This window comes from Streptacidiphilus jeojiensis, from assembly GCF_042510965.1.
GTDB lineage: Bacteria > Actinomycetota > Actinomycetes > Streptomycetales > Streptomycetaceae > Streptacidiphilus > Streptacidiphilus jeojiensis.
In genome coordinates this window covers 37,093-55,968 of record NZ_JBEUKS010000014.1, presented here as the reverse complement: position 1 = coordinate 55,968, position 18,876 = coordinate 37,093, and the positions used below count along the sequence as shown (strand labels likewise).

Sequence of the window (18,876 nt, the reverse complement as noted above, 5' to 3'; positions counted from 1 at the left end):
CAATCAGTTCCTCGTGGCGAGCGGAAGAAAATATCGTATGACCACGCAGCTCCCACCCTACCCGCTGAAAACACCTGCAACGTCCGCCACTTGACGCTCCCGCAGCAAAATTGGAGTCAGGGAATCCGGGGAATGTGAAGGCGCCGTGCCACCGGGAGACTCCCGGCGGCACGGCGCCCTCGCTTACGCCGCAGGTCGGCTCAGCGGACCAGGGCGAGTTCGGCCCCGTCCGCCTCTGCGGGCGTGCCCGAGGCCACCGGTACGTCGTGCTGGACGGCCCTGCGGGGCAGCGCGAACATCAGCGCGAAGGCCAGCAGCAGCCCGCCGGCGACCCACCACAGCGACTCGGTGAACGCCCCGCCGAAGATCTGCGCGGTGCTGTGCCGGGTCCGGTCGGCGTGCTCGACCACGCCCAGGAAGCAGACCGAGACCAGCCCCATCCCCAGCGCCGCGCCCAGCTGCATGGTGGTGTTGATCAGGCCGGAGGCCGAACCGGCGTGCTCCCTGGGGACCTCGGACAGCACCGCGTCGGTCAGCGGGGCGACGATCAGGCCCATGCCCGCGCCCATCACCAGCAGCGGCAGGATCATCTGCCAGGAGTGCAGCCCGCCGCCGTAGCGCCCGACCTCCCAGGCGTAGAGGGCCGTGCCCAGGGCCATCACCAGGGCGCCCGCCTGCAGCACCCTGCGGCCGAACCGGGGCACCAGCAGCTGGACCGAGAGCCCGGCCGCGGTGGAGACGCCCAGGGCGAACGGCAGCCCGGTCAGGCCGGCGTGCAGCGGGGTCCAGCCGAGGCCGAGCTGCATGTAGAGGGTCCAGGTCAGGAAGAAGATGCCGCAGAACACTCCCTGCGCCAGCTGGATGCCGATGCCGGCGGCGAAGCTCTTCACCCGGAACAGCGACAGCTCCACCAGCGGCGAGCCGTCCCGTGCCGTCTTGGCCCGCTCGTACCGGACGAACACCGCGAAGACCGGCAGGCTGGCAGCCATCGAGACGAAGCCCCACAGCGGCCAGCCCGACTGCTGGCCCTGCATCAGCGGGTACAGCAGCATCAGCAGGCCGAGGCTGCCCAGCGCGACGCCGACCAGGTCCAGCCGCAGCGCCTTCGGGGCCTTGGACTCGGTGATGTAGCGGATGCCCAGGACCAGCCCGGCGACGCCCAGCGGCAGGTTGATCAGGAAGATCGGCCGCCACTGCAGCCCGAACAGGTTCCACTGGGTCAGCAGCGCGCCGAACAGCGGTCCGCTGACGGCACCCAGGCCGATCATCGCCCCGAACATCCCGAACACCTTGCCGCGCTCCTCGGCCGGGAAGGTGGTGTGCACGATCGCCAGCACCTGCGGCACCATCATCGCCGCCGCCGCGCCCTGCAGCAGCCGGGTGGAGACCAGCATCTCCGGGCCCACGGCCAGGCCGCACAGCGCCGAGGCGACGGTGAAGCCGCCGATCCCGACCAGGAACATCCGCTTGCGGCCGACGATGTCACCCAGCCGTCCGCCGGTGATCAGGCCGATGGCGAAGGCCAGCGCATAGCCCGCGGTGATCCACTGGACCGAGCTGAAGGAGGCGCCGGTGTCCTTCTGGATGCTGGGGACGGCGATGTTGACGATGGTCACGTCCATCATGTCCATCAGGCTGGCGGTCAGCACCACCGCGAGCGCCAGCCACCTCCTGGGGTCCAACGGAGCTGCTGCTGAGTCGTCCTGAGCGGTCATCAGATTGCCTTTCGACTGGTCCGGCTGCGGTACGTCCCCGACTCTAGGAGGCATGTAGGTCAGATCCTGTCCGCCTTGTCGGGCATCCTTGGACCCATGACGGACACACCGGCACGACTGCTGACCCTGCTGTCCCTGCTGCAGACCCCGCGCGAGTGGCCCGGCAGCGAACTGGCCGAGCGGCTGCAGGTCAGCGCGCGGACCATCCGCCGCGACATCGACCGGCTGCGCGAGCTGGGCTATCCGGTCGAGGCCACCATGGGCGCGGTCGGCGGGTACCGGCTGGTGGCCGGAAAGGCGATGCCACCGCTGCTGCTCGACGACGAGGAGGCGGTGGCCATCGCGGTCGGTCTGCGCGCCGCCGCGGGCAGCCCGGTGGACGGCATCGAGGAGGCCTCGATGCGGGCCCTGGCCAAATTGCAGCAGGTGCTGCCGGCCCGGCTGCGGCACCGGGTGGGGTCACTGAGCGCGGCCACCGTCTCGCTGGCGGGCTGGGCCGGCGCGACGGTCGACCCCGAGGTGCTGACGGTGCTGGCGGCCGGCACCGCCGGGCACGAGAAGCTGCGCTTCGGCTATCTGGCCGCGGACCGGGCCGAGAGCCGCCGGCTGGTGGAGCCGCACCGGCTGGTCACGGCCGGACGCCGCTGGTACCTGGTCGCCTACGACGCCGACCGCGCCGACTGGCGGATGTTCCGGGTGGACCGGATCAGCGAGCCGCAGCTCACCGGCGCGAGGTTCGCACCGCGGGCGCTGCCAGGGGACGACCCTGCTGCCTTCGTCCAGCAGAAGCTCAGGGGCCTGCAGCGGTCCGTCGAGGCGGTGGTGACCCTGCAGGCTCCTGCGGAGCAGATCACGGCGAAGCTCGGCAGCAGCGTTGTCCGGGTCGAGCCGATCGACGAGCACAGCTGCGTGGTGCACACGCGGGCCGACGCGATGGAGTGGCTTGCGGTGCGGTTGGCCATGCTTGGTTGCGAGTTCGTCGTCGAGGAGCCGGATGAGCTGAGGGAGTACCTGGCTGAGCTCGGTGCCAGAGTCTCCCGTTCGGCGGGTGGCTTGTCGCGCAGTTCCCCGCGCCCCTAAGGCGCTGCAACTGGCTCAGTTGCACTATCTAGGGGCGCGGGGAACTGCGCGAACAGCAACCATGCAGCTACGTGCACATGTTCACCACCGTCGACTGAGCAACCGCTCCACGAAGTTCGGCCGGTCAACCGGCATCCGCCCCTCCGCCCGGTACCGGACGGTGCTCCGCTCCCAGTCGAAGTAGCCCCGCATCCACCCGGCCATGCCGTCCCGGTACTCCTCGACCGCCTGCCGTTCGCTCCGGTCCAGGCCGAGCCGCCGGCACACCCGGGGCAGTTCCTCGGAGAGCCGGACCCACTCGTCCACCATCCACTGGGCCTGCGCCTGCACCGCCGCCTGGGCCTCCTGGAGGCCGCACTGCCGCTCGTGCTGCAGGATCACCACCAGGTTGTAGACGTCGCCGCGCGGCGCCTCCTTGTCGTAGGACCAGACGTCGTTGTTGATCGCCGGGGCGTCCCCGGCCAGCAGCCGCATCTGGCGCAACTCCGGGCTGTGGTACGCGATGGCCGGTACTTCCCGGTGGAAGCGCTCGATCATGTCCAGCACCGTCTCCACCCCGGACGCGCCGCGCCGCAGCAGCATGTAGGCGTCCCGGGTGGGGATCGCGGCGGCGCCGCCGTCCCGCTCGGCCTCGGCCGCGAGGGTGCGGCCCAGGGCCTCGTTGGGGTGGGCCGCGAAGTACCACTCCCAGTGGTACGAGGCGCGGGCCCGCCACCGCGGCGACATGCCCTGGCAGCCGCGCCGCCACAGGTCGGCGAAGGCCGAGTTCACCGGGGTGTCCGGGATCTCGGTGGCGGGCTGCTCGCCGGGGCCGGTGCGGGCCAGTTCGATCAGTGGCGCACAGACCCTGGCGACCTCGGCGGGGTCGAGCCCGAGGTCGCTGTCGAACTGGTCGTCGAAGAGGAAGTAGAAGGCACACTGGTCCACGGCGAGGCACAGGTCGTCGAGTTCCAGGTCGGGGAAGCTGGCCGCGGCCAGCCCCGCTATGTTCCAGCGCTCGTAGAGCGCGGCGGCTTCCGGGCCCCGCAACATGTCGTGCGCGCGGAGCCATTCGAGATTGCGCTGTGCGGCAGTGCCCCTGCGGGGGTTGGTCCGCTCGGGGAAGGGGAGCTGCAGGTCCACGTCCAGTCCCTTCGTCAGGCGCAGTCGGCTCGGGTGACGCTACCGGATGTGATCTTTTCCGGTGAGGCTTTGATCGGTCATATGTTCAAGTATCAACCGTAGTTGGCCAAGAAAGCCCCGTCTGTTCTGCCGAGTCCTCGCCCGCCGGTGTCCGACTGGCATAGCCTCGGAGCAGACGGCGATGGACGGAGCACAAGCGGTGACCGATCGCGAACTGTACGAGCGCGACGAGGCTACAGGGCAGGCCGAGCAGGCTCTGCAGGACCTCTGCGAAGGGGCCAGATCCGGGCTCACCGGCCTGGGCAGCCTGCTCCTCTTCAGCGGATCGGCCGGGCAGGGGAAGACCAGCCTGCTGGCCCGGCTCCGCCAGGCGGCCGCCCGCGAACCGGAGTGCACGGTGCTCTACTCCCGCGGCGGCGAGCAGCAGCGCAACGTCCCCTTCAACATCGTCAGGCAGCTGCTCCAGCCGGTGCTGGCCAAGCGGACCCCCGAGGGGCGCCGGGAGCTGCTGGACGGGTCCAACTACGACCTGGCGGCGCCGGCGCTGGGCCTGGCGGTGCCGGCGGCCGGTGCGTCCAACGACCCCCAAGGCGTCCAGGACGCGCTCAACTGGGTGGTGACCCAACTCGCGGTCCGCGAGGGTCCGTTGCTGCTGATCGTGGACGACCTGCACTGGGCCGACTCGGAGTCGCTGGCCTGGCTCAGCTCGTTCACCTCGCGCATCCCCGGCCTGCCGCTGCTGGTGGCCGCCGCCTACCGGCCGGAGGAGCTGCCGCCCGAGGGCGCGGCGATCCCGGACGCGGCGAACCGCGGCAATCTGCTGAAGCTGCGCAACCTCACCCCGGGCGCTGTCGAGGAGCTGCTCAGGAGCGAGTTCGGCCCGGAGGACTACGACGACCTGTTCGTCCGTCAGTGCTGGGAGCTGACCGGCGGCAACCCGTACGAACTCAGCCTGGTCGTCAGCAAGATGAAGGAGCGCCAGCTCGACCCGGTGGACGAGAGCATCCCGCAGCTGCGCGACCTGGTGGCCGCCGGCAAGGGGCCGGCCATCGTGGCGACCCTGGAGCGGATGCCGGCCGACACCTACCGCTTCGCGCTGGCCGCGGCGGTGCTGGACAACGAGATCAACCCGGACGTGGCGGCCAGTATCGCGGTGGTCTCCCCGGCGGCGGCCCGCACCGCGGTCGAGCAGCTGCGGGAGGATGGGATCCTCCGGGAGGACCACCACTCGGTGTCCGGTCACACGGTGCTGGAGTTCTGCCACCCCACCATCGGCACCGCCATCTACCAGTCGATGCGGCTGACCGCCTTCCGCACCTCGATGCACGGCCAGGCCGCCAAGGCGGTGCTGCTGGCCGGCGGCACCGAGGCGGCCGCCTCCAGGCACCTGCTTGAGGTGCTGCCGGAGGACGACCTGGAGGTGGTCAGGCTGCTGCGCAAGGCCGCCGACCAGCACCTGGCCGTCGGCGCCCCGGACGCGGCCCGGCGCTGCCTGGAACGCGCCCTGCGCGAGCCCCCGGCCGACGAGGACCGCGCCGACGTGCTCTACGAACTCGGCTGCTCGACCCTGCTCACCGCGCCCGACGTCACCATCAACCACCTGCGGCAGTCGCTGGACGCCAACCCCGGCCTCAACGCGCAGCGCCGCGAGCTGGCCACGCTGCGCCTCAGCTCCGCCCTCGGGCACAGCAACCTGGTCAAGGAGGCCGCCGAGGCCGCCGCCGCGGAGAGCAGGCGCACCGATCCCGGACTGAGCCGGACCCGGCTGCAGGCCGCGTACTTCATGTGGCGGGCCTTCCTGCGCGAGGAGCCGGACGGGGTCGAGCGCTCCCGGATGCTCGCCGAACTCGCCGACAGCCTGACCGGAACCGACGCCGGGGCGCGGGCGGTGCGGGTGCTCCGGGCCTTCGACCTCACCCAGCGCGGCGAGGACTCCGCGGAGGCCCTGGCCCTCGCCGAGCAGGCCTTCGACCGGGGCCGGCTGGCCGAGGGGATCGACTGGACCAACCAGGTCTGGGGCTTCGAGATCCCGGTGCTGCTGGGCCTCACCTTCGTCTACAACGACCGCCTCGACCTGGCCTCGGACCTCTTCAACCAGGCCGCCCAGGAGTTCGAGCTGGCCGGCTGGAGCGGCGGCCACCTGGCCTTCGCCAACTTCATGCGCGGACTGGTGCTGTTCCGCTGGGGCCGGCTGGAGGAGGCCGAGAAGTTCCTCCGGGAGACCCTGAAGCGCTCCGACCGGCTCGGCCGGGGCACCCCGCTGCAGTGGGACCTGGTCGCGCTGCTCTGCGACACCCTGATGGCGCGCGGCCGGACCGACCAGGCGGTCGACCTCGCCGAGGAGTACGCCTTCAAGCCGCCGTTCTCCCCGGTCATGGTGGTCCCGGACGCGGCCACGCTGTACGGCAGGCTGCTGCTGGCGCAGGGCCGGGCCAAGGAGGCGGCGGAGATCCTCACCGAGTCCGGCCGCGGTCTCGAGGACAAGGAGTGGCACAACGGGCTGTGGGCGCCGTGGGCCGGGCCGCTGGCCGTGGCCGTCGCCGAGGAGGAGCCGGAGCGGGCCAGGGCGATAGCGGCCGAGGCGCTCAAGCGGGCGATGCGGGTCGGCGTGAACTCGGCGGTGGGCAGCGCCATGCGCTGGCTCGCCGCGGTGAACCCGCCGCAGCAGGCGGTCGGCCTGCTGCGACAGGCCGTGCAGCACCTGGAGCAGTCACCGGCCGCCTACGAGCTGGCGCTCGCGCTGGTCGACTACGGGTCGGCGCTGCGCCGGACCGGACGTCCGCGCGAGGCCGGCGACGCCCTGGGGCAGGGCGTGCAGCTGGCGGCGCAGTGCGGGGCGGACGGGCTGGTGGTCAGGGCACGGTCCGAGCTGGCCGCGGCCGGTGCCAGCTCGGAACGGCTGCACGCGATCGCCGCCCGGGTGCTCAGCGAGCCGGAGCGGGTGGTGGCCGAGCGCTCCGCCCGGGGCGTCCCTCCCCAGCGGATCGCCGCCGAGCTGGGCATCAGCCAGGCGGTGGTGGCCCAGCGGCTGGCCTCGGTCTACCGCAAGGTGGGCACCGGTCCCGAGGGCCTGGCGGCGGCGATCGGCCTGGAATAGTGACTGCCGGCCTGCTGTTGACGGCAGCAGGCCAAGGGCCGACCGGCCAACTCCCCTCACGGCAGGAAGCAGGGCAGCACAGATGAGCACGCTCGAGCTCACCAAGGACAACTTCAACGAGGTCGTGGAGCAGAGCCCCTTCGTTCTGGTCGACTTCTGGGCGTCCTGGTGCGGCCCCTGCCGGATGTTCGCACCGGTGTACGACAAGGCGTCGGAGGCCAACCCCGACCTGGTCTTCGCCAAGGTCGACACCGAGGCCCAGCAAGAGCTGGCCGCGGCGTTCGAGATCCGCTCGATCCCCACGCTGATGATCATCCGTGACCGCACCGTGGTCTTCTCGCAGCCGGGCGCGCTTCCCGCCCCCGCGCTGGAGGACCTGATCAAGCAGGCCAGGGCGCTGGACATGGACGAGGTGCGCCGGGAGACCGGCCAGGACGCCAAGGCCGCCGAGGAGGGCTGAGCGCCTCGGGTCCCTCGGGGGCCCGGCTTCCGGGCCTCAGCCGCGACCGGCCGACCAGGAGCGCTGCGGTCGGTACTCCACGATGGTCAGGGCGATCGCCACATGGCGGTCGACCAGTTCGTCCAGGCTGAGCGGCCCGTCCGGCCGGAACCACTGGGCGACGGCGTTGCACATGGCGATGACCGCCCTGCGGGACTCGTCCGGGTAGGGGGTCAGGAAGATCCCCGCCGCCACCCCCGCGTCGATGGCGTGCCGGAACAGGTTGGTGGCCTCGGCGTGCCGGCTGCTGTAGCTGGCCAGCCGCTCCGGGTCCAGGCTGCGCTCCTCGGAGAGCAGGATGTTGCTCCGGGCCAGGTGCTCGGCGCGGAACCGGGTGGTGGCCGCCACCACGGCGGACAGCCGGTCCGCGGGCTCCTCGCCGACCTGGGCCAGGGCGCGGGCGCAGCTGGCGAAGTAGGTGTCCAGGCTCTCGTCCAGGATGGCGTGCAGCAGCTCCTGCTTGCCGGAGTAGTAGTGGTACATCGCCGAGAGGCTCATCCCGGCGCGCTGGGCGATCGCGCGGATCGAGGCGCTGCCGAAGCCCTGCTCGGAGAACTCCTGCCGGGCGGCCTCCAGTAGCGCGTCCTGTCCGGAGGGTCGCATCGGCGGTGTCCTTGCTGGGGGCGGGGCTACAGATCGATCGTTCAGATCCTAGCCGGGATCGGCCGGAAAGCACCCGGTGGATGGCGTCCGTCACATCACTGCACGGGACTGGACAGTAACCTCCGGCATCCGTAATTTAACGATCGTTCGAGTTGCCGACCCGTGCCGGGGAGTGATCCGCCATGCCGACCGCCGAGCTCGACCCCGGCGAACACGACCCCGCCGAGGTCTTCCGGGACGGACTCGCCCTCGGGGAACTGCGCTACCGGCGTTGCCGCTGGTGCGCCGACCGCTCCGCCCAGCTCCGGCTGCTGTGCGCGACCTGCGGCGGCACCGAGTTCGACTGGGAGCGCAGCAGTGGCCGGGGCCGGATCTACCGCATGGCGGAGCCGACCGGCGGGGGAGCGGCCGGCGGTACCGCGGTGGTGGAGCTGGCCGAGGGCTTCCGGATGAGCGCCCGGCTGGTGCCCGTCCCGGCGCACCGGCTGTGGCCCGGGGCCCCGGTCCGACTGGAGGTCACCGAGGACGGCGGGGCGCTGCGGCCGGCGTTCCGCGCGGTGGCGGCCTGAGCGTCGGCCCCTGGCGGCTGCGTGTTCTGGCTGCGGTGTTCTGGCTCTGGCGTTCTGGCTGTGGCGTTCTGACAGCGGGCGGGTCCAGTCGCTACCCTGCGGAGCCGGACGCAACGCTTCGTTCAAGGACGGTCCCATGCAGAGCCTCTCCCGCCGCCTCGGCACCCTGGCCGTGGCCACCGCGGTCGCGACCGCGGGCCTCGCCGTCTGCTCGACGGCGGCCTCGGCCAAGTCCGACCTGGCCGTCGGTGTCGGCAGCCGCACCGTGGCCCTCGGCGGCACGGTCCGGGTGCAGGCAGAGGGGGACTCCGACGACTTCGGCGGCGCCGCCGTCCGGATCTGCATCGACGGGCGGACCGGCCGGGGCGCCTGGCGGCAGCTGGCCTGCGGCCCGCAGAACCACCGGCTCCAGCTGAAGCTGAGGGCCCGTCACCGCGGCATCCTGCGCTTCCGGGCCCAGCTGGTCGCGCTGACCGGGCCGCACCACCACACGGTCGACCGCACCTCGGCGGTGGTCGCGGTCCGGGTGCGCTGACGGGGCTGTGCTGACGGGGCGGTGCTGGCGGGGCTGTGCTGACGCCTGGTCACGCTGAGGCATGCTCAGTGACGGCTGTCACCAGGGGTGCTGTTGCTTTGTCAGTGCCTGTGGGTACTCTGCGTGGCACGTGCAGGACGGCTCGTCGCTCCTCTTTCGGCTATCTGTGCGGTTAACGGGCAGGGAACCAGGAGAGGCCGTACGACCGTCCCGTACGGCACGAGAACGGGAGTACGCCATGACCACCATGATCGACACCACGGCCCTCGCGACGGCGACCTGTCACCTCTGCCCTCCGGGCGGTGGCACCGTCGTGGCCACCTACTCGGGCGACGGCCCGTCGCGCCTGGCGGGGGACCGCGCCAGGTCCGAGACCCGGGCCTCGGGTGTGCAGCACCACGACCACTACGACCCGGCGCTGGACGCCTTCGTGGTGGTCCGCCACCAGGCGTAGCGGCGCCACCGGACAGGAGCTCCGGGGACGGGACGAGGCCGACAGCCCCATCTGCTGTCGGCCTCGGGTGACCCTCTCCGGCCCGCTCACCCACCCGCTCCGGCGCTGGTGGAGCGGGGTGGTACCGGGCACGGGCGGCGCGCACTGCGCCGACGTGGCTAGTAGTAGACGTCCACCGCCGACCAGTTGCTGTTGGACTGGCCCGCGGCCACCGTGCCGGCGTTGCCGGCCACCCCGCCGGTGTTGGCCGCGTTGGCGGCGCCGCCCCCGGTGCCGGTCTGCTGGGACGCGTCGGCGTTGCCCTTGACGCCGCCGCTGAGGCCGCCAGAGCCGTCATTGCTGACGATGCTGCTGTTGGACTGCTGCGAGGCGCCGGAGGCGTTGCTCGCGGCGGCGGCCGTGCCGATACCGAGGCACATGAAGGCTGCCAGCGCGGTGAACGCCGCGAAGGTGCGCAAACGGGACACGCGATCTCCCTGTTCATGGTGTGGATGGTGACGGGGGGTTGGCCGGCCCCTGCCGTCGGTCCTGACGTCGCGTGCCCAGCATTCACCAACAAGTCGATAAAGTTCCATCCAGATCGGTGCATGTCCCCCGAATGGGGTCAGTGACCGATGGTCGTCCCCTTCGTTGGGCCGCTGCCGCGTCAATGCGCGAGTGTGCGTCACCCTCGCTGATCAGGCACAGTTGAGCCCGGAGACGACTACAAGGAGCCGAGGGTGCCCGAGGGCAGCAAGCCTGACCAGGACGACGACACATGGGGGACCGTTACCCCCGGACTGCTCGGGCACGCCGAACCGGTCGGCACCACCCCCTCGTCGCTGGAGCAGAGCCCCGTTCCCGCCCCGGCGCAGCCCCCGGCCGAGGACTGGATAGCGCTCGGCTACACCCCTCCCTCCGGCATCTCCCTCACCAAGCTGGGCGTCGGCGGCCCCGGCGGCGCCCCCTGGCCGGACCGGATGCGCGCCCTGCTGCGCACCCCCATGTACGAACGGCCCGCCTTCGAGCGCAGCACCACCCCCGAGCCGGCCGAGGTCGGGCCGAACGTCCCTCGGGTGCTGGACCTGACGCTCCGTATCGGCGAACTGCTGCTGGCCAGCGGCGAGAGCGCCGAGGACGTCGAGGCGGCCATGCTGGGCGTCAGCCACGCCTACGGCCTGGACCGCTGCGAGCCGCAGGTCACCTTCACCCTGATCTCCATCTCCTACCAGCCCTCGCTGGTGGAGCCGCCGGTCACCGCCTCCCGGGTGGTGCGCCGCCGGGGCTCGGACTACACCCGGCTCGGCGCGGTCTACCGGCTGGTCGCCGACATCACCGGGGAGCAGGCCAGCACCGAGGACGCCTATCGCAGGCTGGCCGAGATCCGCCGCAACCGGCACCCCTACCCCGGCTGGGTGCTGTCGCTCGCCACCGGGCTGCTGGCCGGCTCGGCGACGCTGCTGGTCGGCGGCCGGGGCGACGCCCAGGCCTGGCTGGTGTTCGCCGCCGCCTTCGTCGCCTCCGTCATCGGCGACCGGCTGGCCTGGGGCGTGGCCAGGAAGGGGCTGCCGGAGTTCTACCAGTTCGTGGTCGCGGCGATGCCGGCCGCCGGGATGGGCGTGGTGCTCACCCTGGGCGACTCCGGGCTGCGCGGCTCGGTGGTGATCACCGGTGGCCTGTTCGCGCTGCTGCCCGGCCGCGCCCTGGTCGCCGCCGTCGCCGACGGCCTCACCGGCTTCTACATCACCGCGGCGGCGCGGCTGCTGGAGGTGCTCTACCTGGTCGTCGGCATCGTCCTGGGCGTGCTGCTGGTGCTCTACGTCGGCGTCAACGTCAGTGCCTCGCTGCACCCCGAGCAGACCTTCGCCACCCATGCCTTCCCGGCGCTGCAACTGCCGGCCGCGATGGCGCTGACCCTGTTCTTCGCGGTGCTGCTGCAGACCTCCCGCCAGGTGCTGCCCTTCGTCACCTGCTTCGGCGGCATCGGCTGGGCGGTGTACGGGGTGCTCACCGTCGAGGGCAGGCTCTCCCCGATCATCGCCACCGGGCTGGCCTCCGGGACGGTGGGCCTGTTCGGCCAGCTGGCCTCGCGCTACCGTTACGCCTCCTCGCTGCCGTACGTCACCGCCGCGCTCGGACCGCTGATGCCGGGCTCGGTGATCTACCTGGGCCTGCTGGCCTTCGCCAAGGGCCAGCCGATCGCCGGCCTGGTCTCGATCAGCCGGGCGGCGGCCATCGCCCTGGCCCTGGCCGTCGGGGTGAACCTGGGCGGCGAGGTGGCCCGGCTGTTCCTGAAGGTCCCCCAGGGCGACGGGCCCGCAGTGGTGCGCCGCGCGGCCAAGCGCACCCGCGGCTTCTGACCGGCCGGGAGGGGAGCGACGACCGTGTGGCAGCACTTCTGGGAGCTCTACGCCCGCCACATCCAGGACCCGGGCAAGCAGCCGCTGTTCCTGGTGCTGGTCGGCTTCATCGGCTCCTTCCTCTTCATCCGCTTCAGCGTGCGCATGATCCGCCGCGGAGTGCGCTGGTGGCCGGGCAACGTCACCCCCGGCGGCCTGCACATCCACCATGTCGTCTTCGGCATGTTCTTCCTGCTGCTGGGCGGGATCGGCGCGTTCGCCACCGCCGGGACCCACCCCTGGCTGGACGTCTTCGGCCTGGTCTTCGGCATCGGCTGCGGACTGGTGCTGGACGAGTTCGCCCTGCTGCTGCACCTGGAGGACGTCTACTGGAGCGAGCAGGGCCGCAAGTCCGTGGACGCGGTCATCGTCGGCATCCTCTTCACCGGGCTGCTGCTGGTCGGCTACCTGCCGCTGGGGGTCACCCCGGACAGCAACGTCCGCTGGGGGCTGATCGGGGTGATCTGCGCCAATGCGCTGTTCACCGTGGCGACGCTGCTGAAGGGGAAGTTCTGGAGCGGGATGATCGGCATCATGGTGCCGGGCGTCTCCTGGATCGCCGCGGTGCGGCTGGCCCGGCCAAACAGCCCGTGGGCCCGCTGGCGCTACACCGGCAACCCGCGGAAGTTCGCCAGGGCGCGGCGACGGGAGGGCCGGTGGCACCGGCGCGCGGACACCGCCCGGCAGTGGCTCTTCGACCTGATCGCCGGCAAGCCGACGCCGCCGGGGACCAGGCCCACCCGGGCCCATCTGCTCGCCGAACGGATGGCAGCGAGGCTGGAGCGGCCGGCGCGTCCCGCGCTGGACGACGAACGCATCCGCCGGCTCCGGGCCGCGAGGGCCCGTCGCAGCACCGTCACCGCGGGGAGGCCCCGCAGGGGTCCGGCACGACGTCGGGGGTGAGGTGCACAGGGCTGCATGGTTTCTGTTCGCGCAGTTCCCCGCGCCCCTAAAAAGCATGTGCAACTGCGCCAGTTGCAGCCCCCTAGGGGCGCGGGGAACTGCGCGACAAGCCGCCCACCTGGGTGCACGTCCGCTGCGAACCTCCAGCCCCTGTGACAACACTGGTGACGAGTAGTCAGTTGACCCGCCCCGGAGGTGTCCCCGCGTGCGCAGCCGAACCCTAGCCCTCGCGGTACTGCTCGGACTCCTTCCCGTCGGTGCGGCCCGCGCGGACGAGAACACCCCCAGTGCCGCCCAGGTGCAGGCCGCCCAGCAGACGGCAGCCCGCCGTTCGGGCCAGGCGGAGGCCGCCACCCGGGCCCTCGCCGCCGCGCAGGCGTCCGCCCAGGCCCTGGACGTCCGGGCCGAGCAGGCCGTCGAGCGGCACAACGGCGCGGTGCTGCACCAGCAGCAGGCGGAGGCGCGGGCCGCCCAGGCCCGCCGCACGGCGGCGACCGCCGCCGCCACCGCGGACGCGGCCCGTACCGCCGCCGCGGCCCTGGCCGCGGCCCAGTACCGCGGCGACGTACGGCCCGGTCTGGCCGGTCTGGCGGGCCTGCTCTCGGTGCGGGACCTGCACGCGGCGAGCGTCCGGCGGGAGGCGGTCCGGTCCGTCGTCGAGGAGACCCGCAGGGTCGAGGACACCGCCTCCGCCGCCTCCGCGGACGCCGGTGCCGCCTCCGCCGCAGCGACCCTGGCGGCGACCGCCGCCCGCGCGGCCACCGTCGAGGTGACGCAGGCTCAGCAGCAGATGCAGGCCCAGCTGACGGCCCAGCGGACCGAGGTGGCGCGGCTCGCCGCCGAGCGCACCACCCTGCTGGCGCAACTCGCCGCCGCCCAGCAGACCTCCGTGGAGCTGGCCGCCGTCCGGCAGCAGGCCCTCGCCGATGCCGCCGCCAAGACAGCGGCTGAGGCCGCCCGCAAGGCCGCACTGACGGCCTCCGACACGAGCCCGGACGGAGCGTCCCCGTACCGCCCCGGTGACGCCTCGGCGGCGGTCGCCTTCGCCCGGGCCCAGCTCGGCCGCCCCTACGTCTGGGGCGGCGCAGGACCGGACACCTACGACTGCTCGGGCCTGACCATGCGCTCCTGGCAGCGCGCCGGCGTCGACCTGCCGCACTTCGCCGCCGACCAGTTCGCCCGGTCCACCCCGCTCTCCTACAGCCGGCTCCACCCCGGCGACCTGGTCTTCTGGTCCCACGACGGGACCCCGCAGGACATCTACCACGTCGCCATCTACCTCGGCGACGACCAGATGATCGAGGCCCCCCGCACCGGCGACGTGGTCAAGGTCGCCAGCCTCTGGATCATGGGAACCCCGAACTTCTACGCCCGCCCCTGACTACTGTGTCGGACTGTAGTTCCTTGGTGAATCTGTCGCTTTCTTGCCGAGATGTCGTCGCTCTGTCGCTTGCGACGGATTGGCGAGACAACTGCGGGGATGTGGACGATCACGTCGCCGACCGGAGCACCCTTCCCTTGAAGGAGCCCAGCGCTCGGCCCGCCAGACGCCCCCTCAGAGCAGGCAAATTACGACACTCTCCACCATCAACTTCCGCTAGCCTGACAGACCTTGAGTGGTACCTACTGATCGGTGGCACCGTGGAACAATTCGACGAAGGGCTCCGCTGTCAAGACGTTCACGCCGGGCTGCGCAACGTGGACCCCAACTCCGGGACTCTGACGCCCCTGGCAGACACGCAGCTGATCGGCATGGCCGCCAGTCTCGCCGCTCTGGTGAGAGGGCAAGATGTCATCGCTGATGCGCAGGCTCTGCGAGCAGTCGCCGCAGAGCAGCTAGACGTCAACCAGTTTGCCTTCGACTCGGCGGTCTTGGCCCTGGCAGACATCGGCTTCGTGGAAGGAGTCCAGCGCTCAGGCGGGAAGATCACAAAATTCACCGAGAACGTTCCCTACTATGATGATTTGTACGCCCGGCTCGGCGAGGCGTGGCGTGACAGACAGCCAACAGAAATTGAACAGCAGATGGTGCTCCTAGTCGATCATCTGGCCGACTCGCCACTACCTGTGGAGGAACTCGCAGCCCGGATAGGGCTCGATTCGGCTGCTATCCCCCAACTTCTTGAGGTGGGTCAGAGCGCGCAGTTGGTACAGAAGATCCAGTTGTTGGACGGCGACGTCATCTACTCTCCGTTCTTCAGCTTTGAGAATCCTGACCTCCTTGGCGACCTCGTTCGCGATCATGGATCAGAGGAGATGGCCATTGCGTTTGCGTCTGTTCGAGGCGAGCAAGGCCTGCCAGTGACAGATACGCAGCCTCTTCTGCAGGATGCCATCGCCCGAGGACTTCTGCTGGCCCCTGCCGTGGAACTCCCGGGGGGTATGGTGCAGCCGTTCGCCGCCCTTCCATACACGCTTGATCGGGAACTGTTGCATGGCCGCAAGCCAGTCCTAGAGAAGGCCTTGGCTATCCTTGCCTGCCTGCGTTGCGGCCAGCACTACGGAGGTGCCACCAACCTCTCCGCAGCAGGGCTCGTCGACGTGATCGACAAGTTGGTGGATCCGAACCGCGGGTTTCTGCTACCCCATAGTTCCCATGAGCGGCAGTATCGCCTCATGCACTCCGCCGGCCTTCTTGCCTTCGACCCCGACCTCATGCCGGGGGGCAATTGGGTCACGCCTCGATTCATAGATACTGCAGACAATCGGGAGGCTTTCCAGATCGCTCGGGACCTCCTGACGCACGGTGAGCAAGTTTCTGGGCGCGCTGGCGACGATGAGGCCCGCAAGACGTTGGCCCTTGGTCAGCCCTTCAGTGCCCCTATGCAGACCATGGCACGCGTGCGGGGCAAGGCTGCAGTCAACAACAGGCAGTGGCAGAACGTGATCGACGCTGCCTTGGGTAGGGGGAAGATGTGACTGAGCTTGATCTTGGACTGAAGGTTGCCTCTCGGCGACTGCTATGGAGGATGGGCTATACGACTCGCCTCGATGTGCAGCTACGAGGAGTGGGAGGTGGTCCACAGAGACCCGATGGCTCAGGGGGTCGGACGCGACGAACTTCCGCACCTGAGGCGTTCACTGACCTCGATGTTCTCGGCCTGACCGTAACTGGCGGGTTCCAGGTGCAGAGCGCAATCGTCGACTGCAAGACCACCGTCAAAGGTTCGACAGGGCGGATGTTTTGGGTTCGTGGGGTTGCCGACTTCTTTGCGGCGGACGCTGCCTACATGGTGCGGGAGCGGGAAATCAGCGACGCTGCCCGTCAGCTGACCTCGCGGCTCCGGATTTCTGCGCTAACGAGTGAGGACCTCACGAGGCTTGAGAGCTTGCATCCTTCGCCCCTGGCGTTGGACGCCGAGCCACTTTCATGGCTGTTCGATCGGACTAAAGCTGCTAGCGAACTTGCCGCCTTCAATGGCTTGGATCGACGCCTCAAGCCGCTGCTCGAATATCGGGAGTTCAATTACTGGCTCTATGAAGAACACCGCAACCCGTTGCAACTTGTAGCAAACCTGCGGGCAGTTTCCGCACACTTGGATCCGCGCAATCCCCTGCATCTTGCACTCGTCCTGGATTGCGCCTGGCTCTACTTGGTTACTCTGAGTCATGCAGTCGCGGCTGTACGCACCTCACACGTGTCCGATCCCGATCGTGGTTTGCAGGAGTACTTGTTCGGCGGCCCATCCGGACTGCGGGAGAAGCAAGAATTGTCACGCCTGCTCGATGAACTACGTAAGGCAGGTGCGCTCCCGGAGAACGTCCATGTCGACCCGCTGCCGACCTATTTCCCACTGCTGCGTGAACTCACAACCAGGATCCTGAGGCGCCCCGACAACGTGCTGCCCACTCTCAGACTGCTGGAGTTCCTCACAGCAGTCACCGCAATTGGAGAGCGGGTAACAGGCCCCGAAGAGATGGGTGGCCTTTACGAGGGGCTCGCAGCCAAGCAAGCTGCCGACGTTGTCGGATACCTTGTCACATCAGCCCAGCTTGATGCGGGCTTCAGGACCCGTGCGCGTTCACTTCTCCTTGGCGAGCCGATCAGCTAGGAGCAAGGCTTATCCACCATGGCGTAGCCAGGTCAAGTTCGGGAAGCGGCTGGCACAGGCTGCGACGATTTCAGATCGCGATGAACTTCCCGAGCCTGTAGGCAGCCCGCCGACCACCGGCAGCCGGGGCCGATGTGGCGGGAAGGCGAGCTCGGCCCAGAGCGCGGCATCCATGGGTATCGGAACCGCCCCGGCGCGCGGCTGCCACATGTCAGTCCGATGTTGCTGTCATCCCGCCACCCGGTCGGGGACCGGGCCAGGAAGCTCCTTCGTATCCCAGGATTGCAGTGTTCACTACGGCTTAGCTTTGCTGGGCTGGGACTATGGATATCGAGATACCGCGAGATCTGCTGGGAGACTTACTCTCGGCGTGGAAGAAGGTCTCCGAGGGAGTCCACCAGGTCGTTTACCTCCTGGGGGAACTCCAGTGCCCAAGCGGTGAGGAAGGCGCTTGCCACGATGTTTCCCGCCGTGAAGTCGAGGTCAGCGCCAATCTGCTCCCAGATGACGTGCCGATCCCAGTTGGTCACAGCGCGATTCCGCACTACCTCTTTGACGCGCTCCTGCTGATGCAGGCTCAATTGCAAGTACATAGCAAGCTTGGCTGCAAGGCTGTCAAGGCGTTCAAGAACACGACCAAGAATGTGAGCCTCTGGCGAGCTGTAGCCAGGGAGGGCAAAGATTCGCTCGCCTACATCTACTCGATGAGATTGATCGCCGTCGAGAATGCATACTGATGGGAAGGAACTTGTTGGATCTACGTTGTGCTGATTATTCACCTTGATTGCAGGGTCGGCGCCGCCCATGCCGTGGATCTTCACGGCATCCATTTCGATACCTCCGTGGGCTCGCAGGGCAGTAGTCACCATCAGTTCGGCGAATTTGTCCTCAACGAAGATAGCTAGTTTGGCGTGGATCTGGCCCGTGATGGTGCGCAGGGCTCGCACATCCAGCTTCCCTTGGAGTACCTCACCATTGTAGGCAGCCCAGATAGCCTTGGAGGGCAGGGGTGCAAGGGCATCGTTCGAATGAGTCGTGAAGATGACCTGGCAGCCCTTGCGCTTCGCTACGCCGATCAGGTACTCGACCATGCGCCGTGTAGCGACGGGATGAAGACCATTTTCGATCTCTTCGATCAGGATCAGCGAACCGTCCATTGCGGTTTCGACGCCGGCAACGATCCGAATGACGCTGGCCTCTCCTGCTCCGAAATGAAACTCGGAATACTGGACATCCCGGTGTGTGCGGCCGGAAAAGAGTGTGACATTGCCAGCTTCGTCAAGGAAGAGCTGTTGAAAGCCTTCGATTTGCTTGCCGAGGATCCTCGCGACGTGCTCAGCCACCTCGGGCGGTAGTTGCACTTCCTTCAGTGCCGCAAACTTTCCGCCGATGGCCTTTTTTAGCTGAGCCCGTTCAGTGGCCGGAAGAGTGCGATCCACCCCAAATGTCTTGACCTCGCGGTCAAGCACAGAGTCCCGGCTCCACTTCGAGGTCGTGAAGCGTGCGGCACGAGAAATGGGTCCTCGGGGACTTACCGACTTGTCGATGACCTCGTACTCGATCGACCAGTCCTGCATGCTCGCGTCGTACTTCCCGCTCTTGGCGAAGAATCTCCGTGGAAGGACGCTCTTGTATGCGAGAGCTGCAGAGCCGAGGACTGTGGTCTTGCCTCCCCCATTTGGTCCGACGAGGGCCGTGACCGGGAAGTCGAAGGTAACGGTGCGGTCAGTGAACCCCCGGACCTTTCGCAGCGTGACTTTCTTGAGGTACTTGCCGTAGCTGTCTTTCGCGACCTTCTCTTCCAGGCCGATGATGACGCTTTGGCTGATCTCGCTTCGGTACTCGTCCACGTGTTCTCCTTCGCCGCTC

At 69.2% G+C, this 18,876-nt stretch carries 16 protein-coding genes; 11 read left to right on the top strand and 5 right to left on the bottom strand.

Features of this window, described 5'->3' with window-relative positions; genetic code table 11:
• Positions 1 to 200: 200 nt before the first annotated feature.
• Positions 201 to 1,715, bottom strand: a complete 1,515-nt coding sequence (locus ABUW04_RS31705) for an MFS transporter (protein WP_380567926.1) — start codon at positions 1,713 to 1,715, stop codon at positions 201 to 203.
• A gap of 96 nt (positions 1,716 to 1,811) precedes the next feature.
• Between ABUW04_RS31705 and ABUW04_RS31700 the strand changes: the two genes are divergently transcribed.
• On the top strand, positions 1,812 to 2,795 hold the full coding sequence (locus ABUW04_RS31700; protein ID WP_380567925.1) for a helix-turn-helix transcriptional regulator: 984 nt from the start codon (positions 1,812 to 1,814) through the stop codon (positions 2,793 to 2,795).
• An 81-nt stretch (positions 2,796 to 2,876) separates the two neighbouring features.
• Here ABUW04_RS31700 and ABUW04_RS31695 read toward each other — a convergent pair whose 3' ends face one another.
• On the bottom strand, positions 2,877 to 3,917 hold the full coding sequence (locus ABUW04_RS31695) for a terpene synthase family protein (protein WP_030254002.1): 1,041 nt from the start codon (positions 3,915 to 3,917) through the stop codon (positions 2,877 to 2,879).
• A gap of 181 nt (positions 3,918 to 4,098) precedes the next feature.
• On the opposite strand from ABUW04_RS31695, the gene ABUW04_RS31690 reads away from it, so the two are divergent.
• Positions 4,099 to 7,014 carry an ATP-binding protein gene (locus ABUW04_RS31690; RefSeq protein WP_380567924.1) on the top strand — a complete coding sequence of 972 codons (2,916 nt, stop codon included), beginning with the start codon at positions 4,099 to 4,101 and terminating at the stop codon, positions 7,012 to 7,014.
• 82 nt (positions 7,015 to 7,096) lie between these two features.
• On the top strand, positions 7,097 to 7,474 hold the full coding sequence (trxA, locus tag ABUW04_RS31685) for a thioredoxin (RefSeq protein WP_030254004.1): 378 nt from the start codon (positions 7,097 to 7,099) through the stop codon (positions 7,472 to 7,474).
• 36 nt (positions 7,475 to 7,510) lie between these two features.
• Here trxA and ABUW04_RS31680 read toward each other — a convergent pair whose 3' ends face one another.
• The gene (locus ABUW04_RS31680) at positions 7,511 to 8,116 is read right to left on the bottom strand and encodes a TetR/AcrR family transcriptional regulator (RefSeq protein WP_380567923.1); all 606 of its coding nucleotides are present in this window, start codon (positions 8,114 to 8,116) and stop codon (positions 7,511 to 7,513) included.
• A 182-nt stretch (positions 8,117 to 8,298) separates the two neighbouring features.
• Between ABUW04_RS31680 and ABUW04_RS31675 the strand changes: the two genes are divergently transcribed.
• The 3 genes from ABUW04_RS31675 to ABUW04_RS31665 all read left to right on the top strand — a co-directional run bounded on the left by ABUW04_RS31675 (position 8,299) and on the right by ABUW04_RS31665 (position 9,674).
• Positions 8,299 to 8,685 carry a Zn-ribbon domain-containing OB-fold protein gene (locus ABUW04_RS31675; protein WP_380567922.1) on the top strand — a complete coding sequence of 129 codons (387 nt, stop codon included), beginning with the start codon at positions 8,299 to 8,301 and terminating at the stop codon, positions 8,683 to 8,685.
• Positions 8,686 to 8,821: 136 nt separating this feature from the next.
• Complete coding sequence (locus ABUW04_RS31670) at positions 8,822 to 9,220, top strand: hypothetical protein (RefSeq protein WP_037595152.1); 399 nt, start codon at positions 8,822 to 8,824, stop codon at positions 9,218 to 9,220.
• Between the two features lie 238 nt (positions 9,221 to 9,458).
• Positions 9,459 to 9,674 (top strand): hypothetical protein, encoded by a 216-nt coding sequence (locus ABUW04_RS31665; protein WP_030254007.1) that lies wholly within the window; start codon positions 9,459 to 9,461, stop codon positions 9,672 to 9,674.
• Between the two features lie 158 nt (positions 9,675 to 9,832).
• Here the strand turns inward: ABUW04_RS31665 and ABUW04_RS31660 are convergent, their stop codons facing one another.
• On the bottom strand, positions 9,833 to 10,141 hold the full coding sequence (locus ABUW04_RS31660; RefSeq protein WP_030254008.1) for a hypothetical protein: 309 nt from the start codon (positions 10,139 to 10,141) through the stop codon (positions 9,833 to 9,835).
• A 252-nt stretch (positions 10,142 to 10,393) separates the two neighbouring features.
• Between ABUW04_RS31660 and ABUW04_RS31655 the strand changes: the two genes are divergently transcribed.
• The 5 genes from ABUW04_RS31655 (at position 10,394) to ABUW04_RS31635 (ending at position 17,007) form a co-directional block, all read left to right on the top strand.
• A complete protein-coding gene (locus ABUW04_RS31655) occupies positions 10,394 to 12,013 on the top strand; it encodes a threonine/serine exporter family protein (protein WP_380567921.1) in 1,620 nt (539 codons plus the stop codon).
• A 24-nt stretch (positions 12,014 to 12,037) separates the two neighbouring features.
• Complete coding sequence (locus ABUW04_RS31650) at positions 12,038 to 12,955, top strand: hypothetical protein (RefSeq protein ID WP_380567920.1); 918 nt, start codon at positions 12,038 to 12,040, stop codon at positions 12,953 to 12,955.
• A 205-nt stretch (positions 12,956 to 13,160) separates the two neighbouring features.
• Positions 13,161 to 14,336: a C40 family peptidase gene (locus ABUW04_RS31645; protein ID WP_380567919.1), complete on the top strand. Its 1,176-nt coding sequence runs from the start codon at positions 13,161 to 13,163 to the stop codon at positions 14,334 to 14,336.
• A 260-nt stretch (positions 14,337 to 14,596) separates the two neighbouring features.
• On the top strand, positions 14,597 to 15,874 hold the full coding sequence (locus ABUW04_RS31640; RefSeq protein WP_380567918.1) for a hypothetical protein: 1,278 nt from the start codon (positions 14,597 to 14,599) through the stop codon (positions 15,872 to 15,874).
• Positions 15,875 to 16,080: 206 nt separating this feature from the next.
• Positions 16,081 to 17,007, top strand: coding sequence for a hypothetical protein (locus ABUW04_RS31635; RefSeq protein WP_380567917.1), 927 nt, complete (start codon positions 16,081 to 16,083; stop codon positions 17,005 to 17,007).
• Positions 17,008 to 17,366: 359 nt separating this feature from the next.
• Here the strand turns inward: ABUW04_RS31635 and ABUW04_RS31630 are convergent, their stop codons facing one another.
• Positions 17,367 to 18,857: an ATP-dependent nuclease gene (locus ABUW04_RS31630; protein ID WP_380567916.1), complete on the bottom strand. Its 1,491-nt coding sequence runs from the start codon at positions 18,855 to 18,857 to the stop codon at positions 17,367 to 17,369.
• Between the last annotated feature and the right edge of the window lie 19 nt (positions 18,858 to 18,876).